The following is a 19,109-nucleotide window of genomic DNA, read 5'->3' on the forward strand; positions in this document are numbered from 1 at the left end:
CCGGTTAATTGGCTCCGGAGATGATAATTGCTCCTAAACCGGATATAAACAGAACGAACATGCAAGCCAGAAGAATATTTACCGCGCGGGAAGAACCTTTGAATTCTTTCCAGATAAATATGCCCCACAGGGCTGCAATCATGGGTGCTCCTTGTCCTAATGCGTAAGAGATAGCTGCACCGGCTTTTCCTGCTGCAATGTAGCTGAGAGCCGTACCCAGTCCCCAAATAGCTCCTCCCAGCACTCCGACCATGTGTGTGCTGAACTTGCCTTGGAAATACTCCTTATAGCTCACCGGAGTACCTACAAACGGTTTTTTCATCACGATGGTATTGATAATGAAATTACTTATGAAGATACCTATTGCGAATATAAAGAATGCTGAATACGGAGTAGCCATTGTGGGGGTAGGTGACTCAAAATTGTTCAAGTCCATGGCGGCAGCAACAAACCGATAGAAGAAAGACATCAGTACACCGGCTATAATGGCAATGATAATCCCTTTCTTATTGGTGCTGCTTCCTTTCTGGTTCATCTTTCCGGCAGCTATGGCATTAAATATTATAGCCAATACGACGAGTGCCACACCACTGAACAGGATTACTGCATCGCCTTTAGGTTCACCGAAATAATTGACGAAAACACCTAATACCAAGGCTATGCCGACTCCTAACGGGAATGCTACCGTAAGCCCTGCCATAGAGACGGAAGCTGATAAAAGGATGTTGGACAGATTGAATATGACGCCTCCTGCAAAAGCACTTGCATAGTTCTCCATACTGATCTGCTTCAAATCTTCAACAAAACCGCGTCCGGCATCTCCCGTGCTGCCCAGAGTGAAACCTAAGAGGAGAGAGAAGGCAAGGATACCGATTACGTAATCCCAGTAGAACAATTCGTAACGCCAGGTTTTCCCGGCAAGTTTCTGTGTATTACCCCACGAACCCCAGCAGAGCATCGTGACAACGCAGAAAATAACTGCTAATGAATAACTGTCGACTATAAACATGGTATTAGATTTTAAATTACTATTTATAAAACATCAATTTCTTTACGATAGGGTAGGGAGGGCTGAGCTCCCATTCGGGTCACAGTGATGGACGCACATTTATTGGCGAATTTAACTGCATCCAACACATTTACATCTTCGGATAAAGCAACGCACAATGCACCACAGAAAGTATCTCCCGCTGCTGTTGTGTCTACGGCTTTGACTTTGGGTACGGGTACTTCATGGAATGTATCTTTTTCTTTAATCAATGCTCCTTTGGAGCCAAGGGTGATAACTACGATGTCCACTCCTTTGGCACTGATGATGTCTGCAGCTTTGCGTGCGCTTTCCCAATCGGTTACTTTGACGCCGGAGAGGATTTCAGCTTCCGTTTCATTGGGGATGATCATGTACAGGTTCTGTAGTAGTTTGTTGGAGAGCGCACGGGCAGGTGCTGGGTTTAGTATCACCTTGATGCCTTGTTCGCTGGCTATCTGGGCGGCATATTCCACTGTTTCAATAGGGATTTCCAATTGCATCAGCAGGATATCGCCTTTTTCTATGGTAGGCTGTGCCTTCCGGATGTCTTCGGGACTCAATGAACCATTGGCTCCGGAAGCGATGGCAATGCTGTTTTCTCCGTTCATATCCACCATAATTAATGCTACGCCCGAGGGGAGTGTGGGGTCTGAATAGATATTTTCAACATGAATACCTTCGTCTTCGTACTGTTCTATGGAACGTTTGCCGAACAAGTCATTTCCGGTTTTGGCTATGAAATGCACATTTCCTTTCAATCTGGCAGCGGCTACGGCCTGGTTGGCTCCTTTGCCTCCGGGATTCATCATGAAACTACCGCCTATGATTGTTTCTCCTGGTACAGGAAGACGATCGGCTTTGATGACCATATCTGTATTACAACTGCCTATTACAATGATATTTTTGCTCATGGTTACTTTATTAGTTTTAAGATTGAATAATTGAATATTGGATACTGTGCTTTCTTTTTCTATTCCAAAAGTATGCGATACTTAGTACATAAGCAAACAAAAAACTATGATTTTTAATACTGGTAAAATGAATATAATTATAAATTGATACATTTAAATAATTGATATATAAATATATAATAAATGGTTGATCGTAATGAATATGATATTAGTAATATTGGTAAAGCCTATATTATTCCGTGAAAATATTGCTTGCTTTCATTTTTTTCTCTACCTTGCTATCGTAAAAGATGTGTATCTAAAAAAATCTGCTAATACTATGCTAAAGTCCGAATCCCTCATTCATCTGATTAATAATCTCACTAAACAGGAGAAGAAAGAATTCTCCCTGTATATCTCTAATAAACCGGAGAAGGATTATATCTTTCTTTTCAGGTTGATTGATGATAAAAAAGTAAGTGATCCCGAAGAATTGAAGATGTCTTTTCTGGCAGCTAAACCTACTTCTTCATTTAATACGGTAGTTATTTATTTATTTGATTTGTTGATAGACATATTGACCCGGTTGCGGACAGAGCAGGACAGTTATTATCTCTTGTTCAATGAATTGCTGCACGCAAGGGTTTTGTATGAGAAATCCATGTATCAGGAATGCTTTCAGGTATTGAAAAAGGTAAAAGAGAAAGCGGTGTATTATGAGAATCACTTTGCGTTGTTGGTAGCGCAAAGGCTGGAACTGAACTATCTTCTGACATTGGATTTTGAAGATATGGATGAACAAAAGCTGCTGAATAAGCAATATAAGATGAATAATACATTAAAAAGTATCCGCCAACTGAATGAGCAGTCTTCACTGTATGAGCTGCTGAAGTATAGAATGATAAACAGAGGGGCTTCGAGGTCACTTGAGGAAACTCAGAAATTAGATGACTTGGTAACCAGTGAAATCAGTATTGTAGCAAGTGCAGGCGTTGAGAACTTTGAAATAAAAAAGAATCATCAGTTATTTCAGGCGAATTACTTTATCACAGTAGGGGATTACAAAGCAGCATTTAACTCGTTTGTAGAATTGAACAAGCTCTTTGAAGAGAACAGTCATTTATGGAATAATCCTCCGGTCTATTACCTGATGACGGTGGAAGGTATGCTGGAAAGTCTGCGTATCATGCACAATTATGAGGGCATGAATTATTTCATTGAAAAGCTGACTAAGCTGTCTTCGCCATCATCCAGTTTCCAGCTGAATGTTACGTATGTGATTTTTATCTACCGGTTGTTTTCGTTTATTGATGCAGGTGATTTCGATAAAGCAGGAATATGGATTGCTGAACATCAAGCCTCGTTGATTGATAAGATGCTATTGCTGAAGGAGCAACAACAGGCGGAAATGTCATTGTATATTGCTCTGATCCATTTAGGAAATGGGGAGTACAGGAAAGCCCGGAAACGGCTGAGTGCGACTATCGGTAGAGGTCATCTATATTCTCTTCCGTTGTTTCGTACCATTAGGATCGTGAATGTGATGATTCATTATGAATTGGGGGATGTAGACTATATTCAGTCTGAAATTCGCTCTATCAAGCGGGAAATGTCCAAAAACAAGGGATATAATCTGAAGGTGGAATCCTTTTTGCTTAAGTTCCTGAATTATTCTTTCGCTGATACGAATCGGAAAAGGCGTGCGGAGATATGGGAAAGTATGGCGGAAGAAGTCCATGCCTTGTATGCAGATAAATATGAAACTCAGATTCTGCGTAAGTTCGACTTTGTGGCATGGGTTGAGGCTAAGATATTTGAGGTGCCTCTGAGTGATATTCTGAAGCGGGAACATGCTTCAAAGAGTAAATGGCAGCATAAATAGAATGAATGAGGATGTACAAATCTTATTTTGATACATCCTCATTCATTCTATTTCTATGCTTTCTTCTTTCCGTAGAAGAACATGAAGTACACGCCTATAATCACGAACGGAACGCTGAGCCATTGTCCCATATTCAGTGACATGCTATTCTCGAAATCTACTTGGTTCTCTTTCAGGAATTCCACGAAGAAGCGGAACACGAATATCTCTGTGAGACAGAGGCCGAAGAAGAAACCACGGTGTAATTTCTTGCCATAATTCTTATACAAGAAAATCATGATCAGGAAGAATATGAAATAAGCGATGGCCTCGTAAAGCTGTGCCGGATGACGGGGGAGCATATCTACCCGTTCGAATACGAAAGCCCAGGGTACATCGGTTGCTTTACCTATGATTTCGGAGTTCATTAGGTTGGCGAGGCGGATGAAGCAGGCGCAGATAGGGGTGGACACGGCTATCATGTCCAGCACATCCATGTAGTGCATCTTAGTTTTGCGGCAGTACATCCACAAGGCAATAATCAATCCGAGTGTTCCGCCATGACTGGCAAGACCTGCATAACCGGTCCATTTCCAACCACCATCGGGCAGAAACTGTATGGGTAATATCATTTCCCAGAAATGATGTAGGTAATATTCCGGCTGATAGAATAGGCAGTGCCCTAATCGTGCTCCGATGAGAATACCGAAGAAGCAATAGAAGAACAGCGGTTCGAACTTGTCGTCACCAATTTTTTTGTCTTTATACTGGTAACGAACTACAAAATAGGAGCATGCGATGCCAATGACCCACAACAGGCCGTAATAACGGACGGGTACATGACCGAACAGGTTGAACAGTTCGGGGTTGGGGTTCCAGTTGATGGTTAGTAATGAGAGCATATTTTCAATATATTTGGTTTACAAATGAGTTTATTTACTTTTTGTCGCTTGTTTCCTCCCGTAAAAGAGCATGAAGTATATTCCGATGATAACGAACGGAACGCTGAGCCATTGCCCCATGTTGAGAGTCATTGTATTCTCAAAATCCACTTGGTTTTCTTTCAGGAACTCCACAAAGAAACGGAAGACGAATATCTCTGTCAGGCAAAGCCCGAAGAAGAAGCCGCGGTGCAGCTTTGTGCCGTGGTCTGACTTCTTATATAAGTAAATCATTCCCAGGAAGAAGATGAAGTAGGCGATGGCTTCGTAAAGCTGTGCCGGATGGCGGGGTAGCATATCTACCTGTTCGAAAACAAATGCCCAGGGCACATCGGTTGGTTTGCCGATGATTTCGGAGTTCATCAGGTTGGCAAGGCGGATGAAGCAGGCGCAGATGGGGGTGGCTACGGCTATCATGTCCAGTACGTCCATGTAGTGCATCTTGGTTCTGCGGCAATACAGCCACAGGGCGATGATGAGTCCGAGGGTGCCGCCATGACTGGCAAGTCCTCGATAGCCTATCCATTTCCAGCCTTCGTTCGGAAACTGCTTGATGGGAAGTATCATTTCTATGAGATGATTCTGATAATAGCTCCAATCGTAGAAGATACAGTGCCCTAACCTTGCTCCGAGGGTGATGCCGATTACGCAATAGAAAAAGAGCGGGGTGAACTTGTCTTCACTGATTTTCCTATCCCGGTATTGGCGCTGGACTATGATGCAGGAAAGTACGATGCCGATACCCCACAGTAGGCCGTAGTAGCGAATGGGGAAGATTCCGAAGAGGTTGAACAGTTCGGGATCGGGGTTCCAGTTGATAGTGAGCAGTGATGGCATAAATGTATCTGATTATATGATTTATTGTTTTGGTTTTATGAAGCCGATAGGGTTTCTGGGGTTGTCGGCCAGTCTTTTCTGGGCTTGCAGTTCGGCAAGGGTTCGGTTGATTAGCTCCAGTTGCATACGAGTGTCTTCGTTGATGTCGTTGTAATCGGTGAAGACTTCTTCGATGTAGGATTTAAGTTCTTTCAGTTCTTCTTCCAATTTGCCTATTCTATCGGTGGGGGGAGTGGATATGAGGCGGCGAACAGCGATGAAGGTACGCATGATGGCGATATTTACTTCGATGGCGATGTCGCTGTTCAACACAGAAGAGAGCATAGCTACTCCCTGCTCTGTGAAGGCATAAGGCAGTTTACGAACCCCTCCCCAACTTGATATCACAAATTGTGATTTCAAGTTTTGCCATTCTTCTACGGTTAGTTGAAACATAAAGTCTTCTGGAAATCTCTTTATATTACGCTTAACGGACTGATTAAGTATGCGTGTTTCTACTTGATAAAGTGCCGCCAAGTCGAAGTCAAACATTACTTGTTGTCCTCTTATCTCGTATATCTTACTTTGTATGATTACTGTTAATTCCATTTGTCTTTTCTTTATACTGAGATGTATAAATAGTATTTCATGGGTTACTGCCTTATTTGAAGTCGCAATTTGCGACTTCAAGATTTGAACTTTTCCGCCACCATCCTGTACGTCGGAATATCAATCCCCTGTTCTTCTGCGGCAGCAATCATATCAAAGAGCAATCCTTGCACTTCACTTTCGTGTCCCTTAGCCATATCCTTCTGCATGGAAGCGGTGCTTTCCGGGTCCAGCTTGTCTATAACTTTAAGATTATATTCTACAATGTCTTCCTTGAAGTCAATACCGAGTTTAGCGCCCAGTGCGGCACTCTCACGGGACAGTCCGATAAACGTATCGCGCACTTCTCCGGGCTTCTGTACTTCGCCCATAGGCACATCGTAGTAGGCTCCGGTGACAGCCATAGCGGAGATGAAAGACCACTTCACGAAAGTATCCCGGTTGATGTCGGGAGATATCTCGGCTTTGATGCCGCTTTCCTGCAAATCCTGTTGGATAGTTTCCAACGTTCCACGGGGAACAACCGTGCCTTGGTGTGCACCGTAAACCAGACGGAATATCTTCCCCATTTGCGTGATTTCCCCTTTGCCGGACACGAAGCCGACAATGTAGATGCAGCCATCCAGAACCGTTACTCCGGGCACCAAGCGTTGGATGCGGGGACCGGTGCCGTAGACATTGAGAATAGGGATTACAACCGTGTCCTTGTGGGCGGAGCGTTTTATCAACTCCGTTATCGAGTCTATGGAATAGCCTTTGACGCATACAAAGATGACGTCGGCTTTGCCTGTATATTCTTCGGCGGTATAGGCTTTGATGGGTAGTGTATGTTCGCCTTTCAGGTCGGAGTGCAGACGCAATCCGTGTTCGCGCAGGGCAGCCAGGTGCTCACCGCGGGCAATGCAGGTGACATCTTTTCTGGCAAGGGAAAGAAAGGCAGCGATACTGCCTCCCACGCCGCCTGTGCCGGCTATAAGGTATTTCATATTATTGTTCTCCATATGTTATTTATCTTTTCCAAAAGCTCTTCAGGATTGAAGTGCAGACGTGAGAAAGCAAACCACTTCTTCCCTAAATCTTTTAGCGAAGCTCCAATATGAAATACATCCGAATCAATAATAAGGAAACGGTCATGTGATTGATGGTATTCCTTAATGGAGATGGGAGGGTATTCGGCATTATGACGTTGCAGGTCAAGCTGTAATTGCTTGTTTAGCCTTCCCGTATAAATGTCGGCTTCTACATCCTTTTCCCGTTTGCTGAGCATTAAGAGTGTGCTTTCATCCACATAATTATCAATCAAGATGATTCTCTTCCTGGCTGATTTTATCAGATTGGTGGCAAAGGCATAAGCGTCAAATATCTGTCCTTCAAAGAAGATGCCTTCTACCGGCGGCAGGGCGGTGCGAATAAAGAAGTCAATCTTCTCTTCTGTTTTAGTAACGCGTTCTTCCAGTCGTTCCATACGGCTGTTGACGGAATATCCCTTGAGCAGGTATTCTTTCAATACTTTGTTTGCCCACTGCCTGAACTGAGTTCCTCGCATCGACTTCACACGGTAACCAACAGAGATGATAACGTCGAGGCTGTAATACTTTGTGCGGTATTTCTTACCATCTTGGGCAGTTGTCAAGGAATCCTTGACAACTGAATCTTTCTCCAATTCTTTTTCTTTGAAGATATTACTCGTATGCAGACTTATGTTTTGTTTGGTAGTCTGGAGTAACTCCGCCATTTGCTGTTGTGTCAGCCATACGGTCTCATCCTCCAATCGCACCTCTAACTTAAAAGTCTCTTCGGGCTGATAAAGTATTATTTCACTTACTTCTTGCATCTTCTTCTTTGCCCAAAAGCCCCTTATACGTTGAATCGGAAGTGCATGATGTCTCCATCCTGCACCACGTATTCTTTGCCTTCCACGCCCAGCTTTCCGGCTTCGCGTACGGCGGCCTCGCTGCCATACTGGATGAAGTCTTCGTACTTGATAACTTCGGCACGGATGAATCCTTTTTCGAAGTCGGTGTGAATAACTCCGGCGCATTGCGGAGCTTTCCAACCTTTCTGATAGGTCCATGCTCTCACTTCCATTTCTCCGGCGGTGATGAAGGTTTCCAGATTCAGCAATTGGTAGGCCGATTTAATCAGGCGGCTCACACCGGATTCCTTTAATCCTACTTCTTCGAGGAACATCTGGCGGTCTTCATACGTTTCCAGCTCGGCGATGTCCGCTTCGGTTTTGGCGGCTACAATCAGGATTTCGGCATTTTCGTCCTTCACTGCTTCGCGCACCATTTCCACGTATTTATTGCCGTTCACTGCACTTGCCTCGTCCACGTTGCAGACGTACATCACCGGTTTGCTGGTCAGGAGGAAAAGCTTTTTGGCAATCTTCTGTTCGTCTTTGGTCTCGAACTGCACGGTGCGTGCGCTTTTGCCTTGTTCCAGTGCTTCTTTATACTGCACCAGTACATCGTAAGCCAGTTTGGCAGCTTTGTCGCCACCAGTCTGTGCTTGCTTCTGCACTTTCTGGATGCGGCTTTCAATGGTTTCCAGGTCTTTCAGTTGCAACTCGTAGTCGATGATTTCCTTGTCGCGCACCGGGTTGATGCTTCCGTCCACGTGTGTCACGTTCTCGTCGTCGAAGCAACGCAGTACATGGATGATAGCATCCGTTTCACGAATGTTCGCGAGGAATTTGTTACCCAGTCCTTCGCCTTTGCTGGCACCCTTTACGAGTCCGGCAATGTCCACGATTTCCACCGTAGTGGGCACGATGCGGCCCGGATGTACCAGTTCGGCGAGCTTCGTTAGGCGCTCATCGGGCACGGTGATTACACCTACATTCGGTTCTATTGTGCAAAAAGGGAAGTTTGCCGCCTGCGCTTTTGCGTTGGACAAACAGTTGAAAAGCGTCGACTTGCCTACATTCGGCAAACCGACAATACCACATTGTAAAGCCATTATCTATTTCGTTATTACTTTGTTTTCTGTCTGCAAAGATAGGTATTCTTCTGTTTATTGCCTTATGGATTGTACTTTTTTACCATTGGGGGTATTGGTTTTACTTTGAGGATTAGTGGTAAATGCGGGTAGATTTAACTTTTTGAAAGGATGGGGAGTAGAACATAATCTGCATGTTCTTTAAAGATGTCTTTGTTGTTATGCTAAAATACACTTACCTACATCCGGGTGTTGGTAATACCAACATGGGGATGTAAGTAGTGCTAACACCCGGGTGTCGTAATTGCTAACATGGGGGTGTTGGTAAGTGGAAGTATTAAAGAAGAAGAGGGTATAGTTTAAAGAGAATGAGGCAAGGAATATATTAAGTGCGGTTATTCATGCTTATTCTTTTTCCTCGGCAAACAACTGTTGGAAGATACTCCTCAACTGTGCTTCGTCTGCGATAATCTTTTGCAGTTCTTTCAGCTTTTCTGCATTCTTTGATTCCGGAAACCAAAGTTTCAGATATCCACCCGGTGCATATTTCTCCATCAGATGCTGGCGGAAACGTTGGTAGTGCCATTCTTTTTCCGCTTCCGGTTTCTGTTTTAATCCGTATTGCACGGTGCGGCGTAAGGTGATTACGGGGTCAATCACACGATCTGCCTCTGCCACTATTTTGCCATAAATGCTTCGCGGTTTGTGATCGGTAGATGCCCGATGGTCTTCCACCGCCTCTTTCATGGTTTCTATTTCTTCCTCACTGAACCATTGGCAGAGCATTTTGTCTTGTTTCAGAATCTCTCCTGAGATGAGATGATGTGTAGCACGATCCCGACAAAGTCCTGTATCATGGTATGCGGCAATGGTATATGCCATGCTTTCGTTCACATTATATTCCTTGGCAAGTGCGAGGCTTTCTTCTATAACAGTACGTACGTGTGCGAGGTTGTGTGCCTTGTCAAAGTGCTCGTGACGGGGAATAATCTCTGTTTCAATGTAGTGGGTGAGGGTAGCAGGTATCATAAATAGGTTTTGTTTAGGCAGGCAAAGTTATGAAAAAAGCCGAAATACATCACGTATTCCGGCTTTCACTTGGTGTACAAAACTTATAAAGGTTTCGGTTTGTTCAATTTGTTTGTTAGATTTTTAAGAGAGTATCTGCTGTTTTTACAGATTTGGATTGTCCATTGTAACCGTCATTTCGGGAACAAGGACATATGCTTTTTGTTTGTTATTCCACTTATAATAAGTAGTAGTGAGAGTTTTTCCTTGATAAGCGTAGCAAACGCGAAGGTCGTTTTCCCAAGCATTCTTTCCGCTGTTCCATTTCATAGTCTCGCTTTCAGTCATGCGTTTTTGGTCATCATATTTATAACTATGCTTCATATAATTTGCTAAAGTACCACCGTCCATTTTGTAAACGGTCTGTCCAACCATTACTCCATCTTTCTCTTCCGAATTGTAAATGAGGTTGTTTTTGTTAGCTGCAGAAGCTGCAATGCCACCAAATAGAATAACTGCTGATAATGCAACTGTTTTTAAAAATACTTTTGTTTTCATGGTTCTATATGTTTTTAAGTTATCTCTTACTATATTCTATCATTATGTCATTAAATTCGCTGCAAAGGTACGGATTAAATTGACATAATAGCGATAAATAGATTAAATATAGTCAAAATGTTAGTGCGAATGGGTTTGCTATGTTTTCTTTTTGCCAATATTAATGATAAAAAAATATCCGGTAGTGATGTTGCCGGATATTCTGGTGAGCAAACTGTATTTTGAATAGATTACTTCAGTTGCTTTCTGATTGTAAGTTAAATAAAGTTATAGTTGGATTTAGTGGGCCTTTAACCAGTTCTTTCCCCATCCACAATCGGCTCTCAGGGGTACGTGCATGCGATATGCGCGTTCCATCTCTTCGATTACAATTTGTTGCACAAACTCTTTTTCAGCCTCTGGAACGCTGAAATTTAGTTCGTCATGGACCTGTAAAATCATCTTAGCTTTCAATTTGTAACTTTGGAAGCGTTCATAGATGCGTGCCATGGCAACTTTGATGATATCGGCAGCGCTTCCTTGAATAGGTGCGTTGATAGCATTGCGCTCTGCATATCCGCGTACGGTTGCATTTCGCGAGTTGATATCAGGTAAGAAGCGTTTGCGATGGAAAATGGTTTCCACATACCCTTGCTCACGCGCCACCTGGATACTTTTATCCATATATTCGCGTACTTGCGGGTAAGTTTCAAAGTATCCGTCAATCAGTTCTTTAGCTTCTTTCCGGTCCACGTTCATACGTTCCGCCAAACCAAAGATAGAAATACCATAGATGATACCGAAATTGGCGGTCTTTGCCTTACGGCGCATATCGGGGGTGACGTCTTTGATATCTATTTTATATATTTTAGCGGCGGTGGCGGCATGAATGTCATAACCGCTAAGGAATGCGTCGATCATATTCTTATCTTCGCTTAGATGCGCCATAATGCGCAATTCTATTTGCGAATAGTCGGCAGAGAAGAACTCGCAGCCATCATCCGGAATAAAAGCCTTGCGGATTTCCTTTCCATCCTCATCACGGATAGGGATGTTCTGCAGGTTCGGATTACTGGAACTGAGGCGTCCGGTAGCCGTGACTGCCTGGTTAAAGGAAGTATGGATGCGCCCGGTACGTGGATTGATCAATAGAGGAAGAGCATCTACATAGGTTCCCAGCAGTTTCTTCAGTCCACGATATTCGAGTATCTTTCCAATGACTTCATGTTTATTGCGTAGGCTCTCCAACACTTCTTCCGAAGTAACATATTGCCCTGTCTTTGTCTTTTTGGCTTTATCTATAATTTTCAGCTTGTCAAAAAGGATCTCACCTACCTGTTTAGGTGAAGCGATATTGAATGTCTCACCTGCCAGCTCATAGATTTCTTTTTCGATCTCCTGCAAGCGGGCAGTGAAGTGCTCGGATGTTTGTTTCAGTGCTTCGGTGTCAATACGCACTCCGTTGCTTTCCATATTGGCAAGCACACGTACGAGTGGCATCTCTATTTCATAGAAGAGGTGTTCCACGCCTTGTTTCTTTAATTCTTCCTCAAGAACGTTTTTAAGTTTCAGGGTAATGTCCGCATCTTCGCAAGCATATTTGTAAACTTCCTCCGGTGGGAGGTCGCGCATGTTCTTTTGATTCTTTCCCTTCGGTCCGATAAGTTCGTCGATATGGATAGTTTGATAGTGCAGATAAATTTCTGCCAGATAATCCATATTGTGGCGAAGTTCGGGTTGCAATACATAATGTGCAAGCATGGTGTCGAAAAGTTCACCTTTCACCTCCACTCCGTAATTTTGAAGAACCAAAATATCGTACTTGATGTTTTGTCCGACTTTCGTTGAATTTACATTCTCGTAAAGAGGTCGAAACTCATTTACTATTTTTAACGCCTCTTCCCGTTCAGGTGGAACCGGAACATAGTAGGCCTGATTTTCGGTGTCACTGAAACTCATTCCTACCAATTCTGCCTCCATTGGCTCAGCAGAGGTCGTTTCGGTATCTATTGAGAGAATTTTCGTTGTAAGTAACTTTTTAATAATTTTGGATCTTTTCTCTTCTGTATCAATGAGTTGATAGTTGAAATCGCTGGTTTCTAAACGCGCGAGATTCGATTCTTTTTCATCATTCGGTCGGTCGCCCGCAAATTCTTCAAACAAATTGCCTTGAACCGGGCCATTATTTGGGGCAAAAAGCGGGCCTGGTGAAAAAAGATCGGGAGCAGCGGAAGAAGGAGAGGGGGCATTACTTTTTTTGAGTACGCGATCAATGAGTGTACGAAATTCCATCTCTTCGAAAATTTTCCGAAGTTCTTCTTCGTTGGGTTCTTCACGAACGAGTGCTTTCATATCAAGTTTGATGGGAACATCAATCTTGATTGTTGCAAGAAATTTGGAGAAGGTAATCATTTCGCGATTGTTTTCGACTTTAGTCTTCAAGGCACCTTTCAGTTGGTCGGTGTGTTCCAGAAGATTTTCGATGCTGCCGAATTCGTTGATTAACTTTTGTGCGGTTTTCTCTCCTACGCCGGGACAGCCGGGAATGTTATCGGATGCGTCACCCATTAGTCCCAACATGTCAATTACCTGCTGGGTCGATTGGATATCAAACTTAGCTTTTACCTGTTCTATACCCATGACCTCGAAACCACCTGTATGTTTGGGGCGGTACATGAATACATTTTCAGATACCAGTTGTCCATAGTCTTTATCCGGTGTCATCATATAAGTTGTGATGCTTTGGCGGCCTGCCTCAGTAGCAAGCGTGCCTATGACGTCGTCCGCTTCATAGCCCGGTACTTCCAGGATGGGGATGCGATAGGCACGAATAATATCTTTTATAATAGGTACGGAGAGACGGATTGCTTCCGGAGTTTCTTCCCGCTGTGCTTTATACTGTTCGTAGGCCTCATGTCGGAAGGTAGGACCTGCCGGGTCGAACGCCACACCAATATGTGATGGATTTTCTTTTTTGAGTACTTCTTCAAGGGTATTTACAAACCCCAGAATGGCAGAAGTGTTGAAACCTTTGGAGTTAATCCGTGGGTTCTTGATAAATGCGTAATAAGCGCGATATATCAATGCATAAGCATCGAGAAGAAACAGTTTATCGTCAGAATTCATATATTTATCCTTTTTTTCATGGTAAAAGTACAAAAAAATACCGTATTAAGTGTTTTATTACTATTTTTGTGGGAAAATAGCGATGCATGGACAACTCATCACTCATAAAAACTCCGATTGCGGCAGAACTGGATGATTTCAAAAAGCTGTTCGACAGCTCACTTACCAGTTCCAACTTTTTGTTGAATGAAGTTATATCTCATATTCGACAAAAGAATGGGAAGATGATGCGTCCGATGTTGCTGTTACTTATGGCAAAGCTGTATGGCAGGATCTGTCCCGAAACACTTCATGCAGCGGTATCCCTTGAATTATTGCATACGGCCAGTTTGGTCCATGACGATGTGGTGGATGAAAGCACTGAACGTCGTGGTCAGTTATCGGTAAATGCAATCTATAATAATAAGGTAGCAGTGCTGGTAGGCGATTATTTGTTGGCAACTTCACTTGTGCAAGTAGGCAAAACGCATAATTATGCTATTATTGAGGTGGTTTCCCGTCTGGGACAGAATTTGTCAGAAGGGGAGCTTCTCCAGCTTTCCAATGTGAGCAGTCTTCAGTTTTCCGAAGAAGTTTATTTTGATGTAATCCGTAAGAAAACAGCTGTTCTTTTTGCTGCGTGCACTAAATCCGGGGCTCTTTCGGTAGGGGTGACCGATGAACAGGCTGAATTCGCACGCCAGTTCGGCGAATACATCGGTCTTTGTTTTCAGATTAAAGACGATATTTTTGATTACTATAATAGCAAGAAGATAGGTAAGCCGACAGGAAATGATATGTTAGAGGGAAAATTGACCCTTCCTGTTCTTTATGCTCTGAATTCAACCAAAGATAAAGCTGCTGAAGAAATTGCCGTAAAGGTGAAGAGTGGTTCGGCTACTACCGATGAAATCGACTATTTAATTGAGTTTGCCAAGCAGCAGGGCGGCATTGAGTATGCTGTGCAGACGATGCTTACTTTTAAAGAAAAAGCACTTTCGTTATTGGCGTCCTTACCCGATTCTGATGTGAAAGCCGCTCTTACTGCCTATCTGGATTATGTGGTAGATCGTGATAAATAGTTGGAGAATAACCCTAATGATATAAGAAAAAGCCTGATAGAAGATCTCTATCAGGCTTTTTCTTATAGTTTTATTTTTATTTTAGAAAAATCTCATTTCCTCGCCTTTAATTTCAGAAAGTAAAAGATTAGCTAAACGGCTGGTACCTAAACGGAACCATTGGTTATCCAACCATTCTTCTCCAAGTATCTCTTTGACGATCGTATAGTAAATAACTGCGTCATTTACGGTGTTGATTCCTCCGGCAGGCTTGAAACCTACTTTGTTGCCAGTCTTGTTGTAATATTCTTTAATGGCCTGGCACATTACGTAAGCGGCCTCCGGGGTTGCGGCAGGTTGCTGTTTTCCAGTAGAGGTTTTGATGAAATCTGCTCCTGAATACATGGATAAGATAGAGGCTTTCATGATGTTGGAAGCACTCTTGAGTGCTCCTGTTTCCAGAATAACCTTCATGTGATGTTCTTTGCAGACATCTTTCAGTTCCTGAATTTCTTCGCACATGCTCTCATAGTCTCCACTCAGGAATTTACCTACAGAGATAACAATATCTATTTCGTCTGCACCTTCCATCAATGCCATAGCAGTTTCTGCCACCTTTACTTCCGTGAAAGTCTGCGAAGAGGGGAAGCCAGCCGAAACGCAAGCTATTTTTACGTCTTCCACTTCCAGGGTATCCTTTACGATTTCTGCAAAATTTGGATAAACGCAAATGGCAGCTACGTTCTTTAAATCGGGGAATTCATTGTCGAATTGATTCACCTTTTGCGTAAATTTCATTACGCTTTCATCGCTATCCGTGGTGTTTAGCGTGGTGAGATCAATGCAGTGAAACAAGAACTTCTTAACTTCTTCCGTATGGTTTCCGGGTACTTTTTCTGCGATGAGCTTCGCTACTTTTGCAGCTATTTCTGCGTCATCCAGTTGTGTGTTATACTTTGCCAAAGCGGCATCATACTTGTTCTGCGTAGGTTCATTCTTCTCCATGGTCTTGCAATTTAGGGTTATTGATATGTCGGGCACTATCCCGTTGGGTTTTCTTCTCCAGATTCCGGGCAAACGCTTCTGTGACGTTTACACCTGTTTGGTTGGCAATGCAGAGGAGTACCCACAGGACATCTGCTATCTCGTCGTCAATATTATCTTTTTCTCCTTCTTTAAAGGATTGGTCACCGTATTTACGGGACATCACTCGGGCCAGTTCTCCGACTTCTTCGGTAAGAACAGCCATGTTGGTGAGTTCGCTGAAGTAGCGTACTCCATACTTCTTAATCCAGCAATCTACTTGATGCTGAGCCTCTTCTAATGTCATCATTCCTTGTTTTTTGTATCCATACAGATGGTCACAGGACCATCGTTCAATAATTCTACCTTCATATCGGCACCAAATTCTCCGGTGCCTATCTCTTTACCTAAAGAAGAACTCAATTCCCTGCAAAACTGTTCATATAAAGGGATTGAAATTTCAGGTTTGGCCGCCCGTATATAGGAGGGACGATTTCCCTTTTTTGTAGAAGCATGTAGGGTAAACTGGCTGACTACCAGTATCTCACCCTTAATGTCGAGGATCGATTTATTCATAACTCCGTTCTCGTCGTCGAAGACACGCAGATTGACAATTTTTTTGCAAAGCCAGTCAATGTCTTCCTGCCCGTCTGTCTCCTCAATACCTACCAATATTAAAAGTCCTTTTCCTATAGCGGATTTACACGTTCCGTCAATCGTAACAGAAGCGTGTCCGGCACGTTGTATGACTACTCTCATGTTCTTTTATCCTAATCTTTTTAATCTTTTCCGATGTGCAAAGTTACGAATAAATTCGTGATTGCCTGTAATTTGAGCGTATGATTCATTTTTAATCGACAAGAGATTTAGCTTGTAGCCTGTCTGAAGTATTCTTTAATAACTTTTGCTTTTGCCTCTCCTGTCACCTTTGCAAGTGTTTCCAAAGATGCCTCTTTAATGCGTTTTACGCTCTTAAACTCTTTTAGCAAGGCAGCTTTTGTTTTCTCTCCGATACCTTTTATCTCATCCAACTCAGACGCTATTTGCCGTTTACTGCGTTTATCCCGATGGAAAGTAATGGCAAAGCGGTGTACCTCGTCCTGTATCTGTGTCAAAAGGCGGAAAAGGGGAGTGTTTTGCTTCAGTCCGATGGTTTGTGGAGGAAAACCGTAAAGTAATTCTGATGTGCGGTGTTTACCGTCTTTAGCAAGTCCGGCAATAGGTATATTCAGATTTAGTTCGTTCAGGGCTTCTTTTACGGCGTTCATTTGTCCTTTTCCACCATCGGTGATAAGGAGGTCGGGTAGAGGATTATTCTCTTCGATAGCGCGCTGATAACGACGTTTTACGACTTCTTTCATGGAAGCATAATCATCCGCACCAACTACAGTCTTTATATTATACTTCCGGTAGTCTTGTTTGGAGGGTTTGGCCTTCTTGAAAACTACGCAGGCAGCAACGGGATCGGAACCTTGGATATTTGAATTATCAAAACATTCTATTTGCATGGGCAGGCGGTCGAGGTGCAGCTCATCTTGTATTTCTTTCATCAGGCGGACGTTTCGTTGTTCGGGATTCAACTTTTCGGCCTGCTTCATGCGATCTGCCTTGTACTGTTTTACATTCAGAATAGAAAGATCCAACAGTTTCTTCTTGTCTCCTCGCTGGGGGATTGTGAAAACCACATCCTTTAGTTCCATATCAACCTCAAAAGGCACGATGATTTCGCGTGAAAGGCTCTTGTATCGCTCTCTCATTTCAATGATACCTAGTTCGAGAAGCTCTTCTTTTGTTTCGTAAAGGCGTTTCTTATACTCAAATGTAAATGCTTGGTTGATAGCTCCGTTCGTAATATGCAGGTAGTTGATGAATGCTGACTTTCCGTCGCTGTCTTCTTCTATGGTGAATACATCGATATTGTGCAGTACATTGCTTACAACTTCTGATTTTGCGCGATAGTTCTCAATCAACATATACTTTTCTTTCACTTTCTGTGCTTCTTCAAACCTCATATCGGTTGCCAATTCCTGCATTTGCTGGAATAAATGGCGTTGTATCTCTTGCGTATTTCCTTTGAGGATTTCCTTGATTTCACCGATATTTTTCAAGTAATCATCCAATGATTGTTTTCCGATGCAAGGGCCAGCGCAATTCTTGATGTGATACTCCAGGCATACGTTGAATTTGCCTGCATTGATATTCTCGGGTGAAAGATTTAGATTGCAGGTACGCAACGGATATAAATGCTTGATCAGGTCGAGCAGCGCATTCATAGAAGGTATATGGCTATAAGGGCCATAATAGGAGGAGCCGTTGCGTATAATCTTACGAGTTTTAAATACACGGGGAAAATATTCGTTTTGAACGCAAATAGATGGATATGTCTTGTCATCCTTCAATAAAACGTTGTATCGTGGTCTGTATTTTTTGATTAGATTGTTTTCTAACAACAATGCATCCTCCTCTGTATTTACAACGATATAACGTATATCTGCTATCTTGCTGACGAGCACTCTTGTTTTTCCCGGCTCGTGCTCTTTATTGAAATAGGAGGAAACCCTTCGCTTTAAGTTTTTAGCTTTACCTACGTATATAATAACTCCTTCGGTGTTCAGGTATTGATAAATACCGGGGCTTTCGGGAAGGTTTAATACTATCCCTTTCAAATATTCGCTGGTTTTAACTTCCGGATTATTCTCCATATATTGCTTGAGGCTATTCTATCTGTTTATAGAGAAAGTACTGATTGTACATCTACATCTTTACTGAATAAATCTTTTCCGTGCAATTCTTCCAACTCGATAATGAAGTTAACATGAATTTTCTTCGGATTCATCTTTTGTACTAACTTGCAAGCGGCCTCCATTGTTCCACCTGTAGCCAGTAAATCGTCGTGAAGCAGAACTACGTCGTTTTTGTTCAAAGCATCCTTATGTATCTGAATTGTGTCTTTCCCGTATTCCTTATCGTAGCTTTCTTCAATGGTTTCTGCCGGAAGTTTCCCCGGCTTGCGGATAGGAATGAAACCTGCGCCCAAACGAGTGGCAAGGATAGGACCCATAATAAAACCTCTTGATTCAATGCCTACAACTTTCGTAATGCCTTTGTCTTTGTACATCTCGTACAATGTGTCCGAAAGTTCCTGTAGTCTTGCAGGATCTTTGAACAATGTAGTCACATCGTAAAATAAAATCCCTGGTATTGGGAAATCGGGAATTTCCCGAATGCTTTTAGCAAGAGTTTCTTTGCTCATAATCAGTATTTTTAATGCGTTTATTGAATTCTTTT

The 19,109-nt window shown here is 42.8% G+C and carries 18 protein-coding genes; 2 read left to right on the forward strand and 16 right to left on the reverse strand.

Going from position 1 to position 19,109, the window contains the following annotated elements:
* Positions 1–4: 4 nt before the first annotated feature.
* Together DW182_RS12310 and rbsK are read right to left on the reverse strand one after the other, a co-directional pair.
* Positions 5–1,009: a GRP family sugar transporter gene (locus DW182_RS12310; protein ID WP_115503758.1), complete on the reverse strand. Its 1,005-nt coding sequence runs from the start codon at positions 1,007–1,009 to the stop codon at positions 5–7.
* 23 nt (positions 1,010–1,032) lie between these two features.
* Positions 1,033–1,941 carry a ribokinase gene (gene rbsK, locus DW182_RS12315; RefSeq protein ID WP_007661256.1) on the reverse strand — a complete coding sequence of 303 codons (909 nt, stop codon included), beginning with the start codon at positions 1,939–1,941 and terminating at the stop codon, positions 1,033–1,035.
* Between the two features lie 319 nt (positions 1,942–2,260).
* Between rbsK and DW182_RS12320 the strand changes: the two genes are divergently transcribed.
* On the forward strand, positions 2,261–3,802 hold the full coding sequence (locus tag DW182_RS12320) for a hypothetical protein (RefSeq protein WP_044534571.1): 1,542 nt from the start codon (positions 2,261–2,263) through the stop codon (positions 3,800–3,802).
* A 53-nt stretch (positions 3,803–3,855) separates the two neighbouring features.
* On the opposite strand, the gene lgt (DW182_RS12325) is transcribed toward DW182_RS12320, so the two are convergent.
* The 9 genes from lgt (DW182_RS12325) to polA form a co-directional block, all read right to left on the reverse strand.
* Positions 3,856–4,683 carry a prolipoprotein diacylglyceryl transferase gene (gene lgt / locus DW182_RS12325; protein ID WP_007661258.1) on the reverse strand — a complete coding sequence of 276 codons (828 nt, stop codon included), beginning with the start codon at positions 4,681–4,683 and terminating at the stop codon, positions 3,856–3,858.
* 30 nt (positions 4,684–4,713) lie between these two features.
* Positions 4,714–5,559 (reverse strand): prolipoprotein diacylglyceryl transferase, encoded by an 846-nt coding sequence (gene lgt / locus DW182_RS12330; RefSeq protein ID WP_118295707.1) that lies wholly within the window; start codon positions 5,557–5,559, stop codon positions 4,714–4,716.
* Between the two features lie 21 nt (positions 5,560–5,580).
* Positions 5,581–6,147 carry an ORF6N domain-containing protein gene (locus tag DW182_RS12335; RefSeq protein ID WP_118295752.1) on the reverse strand — a complete coding sequence of 189 codons (567 nt, stop codon included), beginning with the start codon at positions 6,145–6,147 and terminating at the stop codon, positions 5,581–5,583.
* A gap of 77 nt (positions 6,148–6,224) precedes the next feature.
* Positions 6,225–7,148: a ketopantoate reductase family protein gene (locus tag DW182_RS12340; protein WP_118295708.1), complete on the reverse strand. Its 924-nt coding sequence runs from the start codon at positions 7,146–7,148 to the stop codon at positions 6,225–6,227.
* Entirely contained in the window at positions 7,130–7,981 is an 852-nt protein-coding gene (locus DW182_RS12345) for a virulence RhuM family protein (protein WP_118295710.1), read from the reverse strand. Before DW182_RS12345 ends, DW182_RS12340 begins: the two co-directional genes overlap by 19 nt.
* A 23-nt stretch (positions 7,982–8,004) precedes the next feature.
* Positions 8,005–9,108, reverse strand: a complete 1,104-nt coding sequence (ychF, locus tag DW182_RS12350) for a redox-regulated ATPase YchF (protein WP_118295712.1) — start codon at positions 9,106–9,108, stop codon at positions 8,005–8,007.
* A 384-nt stretch (positions 9,109–9,492) separates the two neighbouring features.
* Positions 9,493–10,116 carry an HD domain-containing protein gene (locus tag DW182_RS12355; protein WP_118295713.1) on the reverse strand — a complete coding sequence of 208 codons (624 nt, stop codon included), beginning with the start codon at positions 10,114–10,116 and terminating at the stop codon, positions 9,493–9,495.
* A gap of 144 nt (positions 10,117–10,260) precedes the next feature.
* Positions 10,261–10,653, reverse strand: coding sequence for a DUF3836 domain-containing protein (locus DW182_RS12360; RefSeq protein ID WP_007661271.1), 393 nt, complete (start codon positions 10,651–10,653; stop codon positions 10,261–10,263).
* Positions 10,654–10,932: 279 nt separating this feature from the next.
* Entirely contained in the window at positions 10,933–13,758 is a 2,826-nt protein-coding gene (gene polA, locus DW182_RS12365) for a DNA polymerase I (RefSeq protein ID WP_118295715.1), read from the reverse strand.
* 86 nt (positions 13,759–13,844) lie between these two features.
* On the opposite strand from polA, the gene DW182_RS12370 reads away from it, so the two are divergent.
* Positions 13,845–14,819, forward strand: coding sequence for a polyprenyl synthetase family protein (locus DW182_RS12370; protein WP_118295717.1), 975 nt, complete (start codon positions 13,845–13,847; stop codon positions 14,817–14,819).
* Positions 14,820–14,900: 81 nt separating this feature from the next.
* On the opposite strand, the gene deoC is transcribed toward DW182_RS12370, so the two are convergent.
* From deoC to DW182_RS12395, 5 genes are all read right to left on the reverse strand, one after another.
* On the reverse strand, positions 14,901–15,803 hold the full coding sequence (gene deoC / locus DW182_RS12375; RefSeq protein WP_118295718.1) for a deoxyribose-phosphate aldolase: 903 nt from the start codon (positions 15,801–15,803) through the stop codon (positions 14,901–14,903).
* A complete protein-coding gene (locus tag DW182_RS12380; RefSeq protein ID WP_115503763.1) occupies positions 15,790–16,128 on the reverse strand; it encodes a nucleotide pyrophosphohydrolase in 339 nt (112 codons plus the stop codon). The genes deoC and DW182_RS12380 overlap by 14 nt, the downstream gene beginning before the upstream one ends.
* Complete coding sequence (gene dtd / locus DW182_RS12385) at positions 16,128–16,580, reverse strand: D-aminoacyl-tRNA deacylase (protein ID WP_115503764.1); 453 nt, start codon at positions 16,578–16,580, stop codon at positions 16,128–16,130. The genes DW182_RS12380 and dtd overlap by 1 nt, the downstream gene beginning before the upstream one ends.
* 107 nt (positions 16,581–16,687) lie before the next feature.
* Complete coding sequence (gene uvrC / locus DW182_RS12390; RefSeq protein WP_118295719.1) at positions 16,688–18,523, reverse strand: excinuclease ABC subunit UvrC; 1,836 nt, start codon at positions 18,521–18,523, stop codon at positions 16,688–16,690.
* Positions 18,524–18,549: 26 nt separating this feature from the next.
* Complete coding sequence (locus DW182_RS12395; RefSeq protein ID WP_199678586.1) at positions 18,550–19,074, reverse strand: adenine phosphoribosyltransferase; 525 nt, start codon at positions 19,072–19,074, stop codon at positions 18,550–18,552.
* Between the last annotated feature and the right edge of the window lie 35 nt (positions 19,075–19,109).

The organism is Bacteroides sp. AM16-24 (genome assembly GCF_003471885.1).
GTDB lineage: Bacteria > Bacteroidota > Bacteroidia > Bacteroidales > Bacteroidaceae > Bacteroides.